This is a genomic window from Priestia sp. P5_B4 (assembly GCF_056400385.1).
This window is the reverse complement of sequence record NZ_JBFULJ010000610.1, coordinates 1-2,319: the sequence shown is the minus strand read 5'-3', so window position 1 is coordinate 2,319 and position 2,319 is coordinate 1. Positions and strand designations below refer to the sequence as shown.

Annotated in this window: 3 protein-coding genes; all 3 read left to right on the top strand. The window is 37.0% G+C overall.

From position 1 onward, the window contains the following. Positions 1-203 precede the first annotated feature (203 nt). The 3 genes from AC1DRF_RS23660 to AC1DRF_RS23650 are packed head-to-tail and all read left to right on the top strand — an operon-like array spanning position 204 to position 2,021. Positions 204-578, top strand: coding sequence for a DnaJ family domain-containing protein (locus AC1DRF_RS23660; RefSeq protein WP_427075628.1), 375 nt, complete (start codon positions 204-206; stop codon positions 576-578). A 36-nt stretch (positions 579-614) separates the two neighbouring features. Next, complete coding sequence (locus AC1DRF_RS23655; protein ID WP_043980124.1) at positions 615-1,421, top strand: alpha/beta fold hydrolase; 807 nt, start codon at positions 615-617, stop codon at positions 1,419-1,421. A 12-nt stretch (positions 1,422-1,433) separates the two neighbouring features. Continuing rightward, positions 1,434-2,021: a histidine phosphatase family protein gene (locus AC1DRF_RS23650; RefSeq protein ID WP_097824212.1), complete on the top strand. Its 588-nt coding sequence runs from the start codon at positions 1,434-1,436 to the stop codon at positions 2,019-2,021. Positions 2,022-2,319: the final 298 nt, after the last annotated feature.

Below are 2,319 nucleotides of genomic sequence, written 5' to 3'. Positions count from 1 at the left end.
GCTCAAGAAAGTTTGATAGTGAAAGGAGTGAAGCTCTGGAAATTATTTTACAAAGAGAGGATAGTCTATCCAAGAAGTGAAGGTAGTTCAAATTTTATAATCATAGTATAATAAAAAATACGGTTATAAAAGCTGTGTTTATTATACATCTTTTATATAGAAGGTAAGATTGAATTTTATATTTGCTTAAAGGAGGTCTTTCCTTGGATATTGCGTATATAATTGCTGAAGAAAGAATTAGACAAGCAATAAAAGACGGTGACTTTGATAAGCTGCCTGGGGAAGGAAAACCATTAAAGTTAGAAGATTTATCACATATACCTGAAGAACTGCGCCAAGCGTATAGGATATTAAAAAATGCAAACATGATAACGGATGAACAAGAGCTGAAACGAGATATGGCTACAATAGAAGAATTGATTTCTATATGCACGGATGTTAATGAAGAACAAAGGCTAACAGAGATGCTTACGGAAAAGCGTTTGCGCTTTGAGCAGCTCGTTGACAAGAAAAAGATGACAAGTTCTGCAGCTTACAGGACGTATCAGAATAAAATTTACTCCAAATTTTTTTATTAATGAGTGTAATGAACCAGACGATCGGAGGGTGAGAACTTGCGGCTGTTAATTTTATTGATTAGTATCATACTATTTATTTCGCTTTGTTTTTATATTTTTGCCCCACAAATAAAACGAGGTGCCCAATCGAAAAATGTGCCGGTTTTATTTATTCATGGCTATTTAGGCAGTCAAAAAAGCTTAGGGAAAATGATTAAACGATTTGAACAAAACGGATGGGGAACTAAAGTAGCTTACTGCGTTGTTCAAAAAGATGGAGCTATTCAGTGGAAGCACATTATGAAAGCAAAAGAGGGAAAACTTCCGCTTATTCATATCGTCTTTAAAAAGCCAGATGCCAGTATTGCACAGCAGCAAAAATGGATTGAAGCTATTATGCAAGATGTACGTGATACATATAAAGCATCTTCTGTTGATTTAGTTGGACATAGTATGGGAGGAGTAACAGCAGCAGCTGTTAGTTTGTCTAACCCTCAGTATATTCAAAAGTTAGTTACGTTAGGATCGCCAATTCAAGGATTAGATTATCAGGAATTAATGGAGATGTATCCTCATGCACGCAATCATATTGAATCTATGGGTGCTCGTGATTTAGCTTTTCACTCTATAGCGTTAAACAAGCTGTACGAAAGTCGTCAAGATTTCTCAAAAGAAATCGACGTTTTTTCAGGAGCAGGAGATGTGGGAGATAAGACAGATGGAGTGGTAACAGTAGAAAGTGCGTACGGACTGCAAGAGTTCACCGAACACATTCATCTCCACACGTTTCATGAAGCACATTCAGATTTACATGAAAGCTCAGAGGTTGATAAAGCTGTCTATCAATTTTTAAAACGGGATTAAAGGGGGATTACGATGCTTTATTTAATTAGACACGGCCAAACAGATTGGAATAAAAACAAACTTATTCAAGGGCATGCTGATATTCCGCTCAACGAAGCGGGAAAGCAACAAGCTAAACGCGTAGCGGAACGTTTTCGAGATATCCATATTGATGTAATCTATACAAGCGATTTGCTTCGCGCGCAGGAGACCGCTAGGGAAATTGCAGCTGCTGCTAAAGTAGAGAAAATGGAAGTTTGTGAGCAGCTGCGTGAGCGCTCTTTTGGAGAACTAGAATCAAAGAACGTAGAAGTTCTGCATGAGCTTGTGCCAAACTATGCGACAAATTGGGGAGAAGAGCCTTTATATAATATCGAAACACTCGAAGCGGCTCAAGAACGGATGGTTCAGCGGTTAACGGAAATTATGAAGAAGTCTATCGGAAAGAAAGTAGCAGTTGTTAGTCACGGGGCAGCAATTAATACATTCATTCATCATGTAACAAGCGGAGAACAAGGAACAGGGACTACTGTTTTACAAAATACATCGATTACAACTTTTGCTTATGAAAGTGGAAAATGGCGTCTTGAAACGATCAATGATGCCAAACATCTTGAATAAATATACTTAAAGAGGCTGTGGCAGTAGTATTTTAGTTAAGGGGAAATCCGAACGATTAATCGTTCGGATTTTTTTATGGTGATGGTGAACGTAGGTTTCATATATGTAAGTACTTCTAGCTGTTGATTGGGGGACAAGGCGAAGACTACTGCGGGAAAAGCGGAAGGGATGAGACCCCGCATATTAATTTCATATATAAATATTTATACAATTGATTTTAATAAAAATGCATAGTAAAATAAGTTTTATTACTATTCTATTAAAGCGTTTAGTATAACTGAATTTCCTAATATTGTTT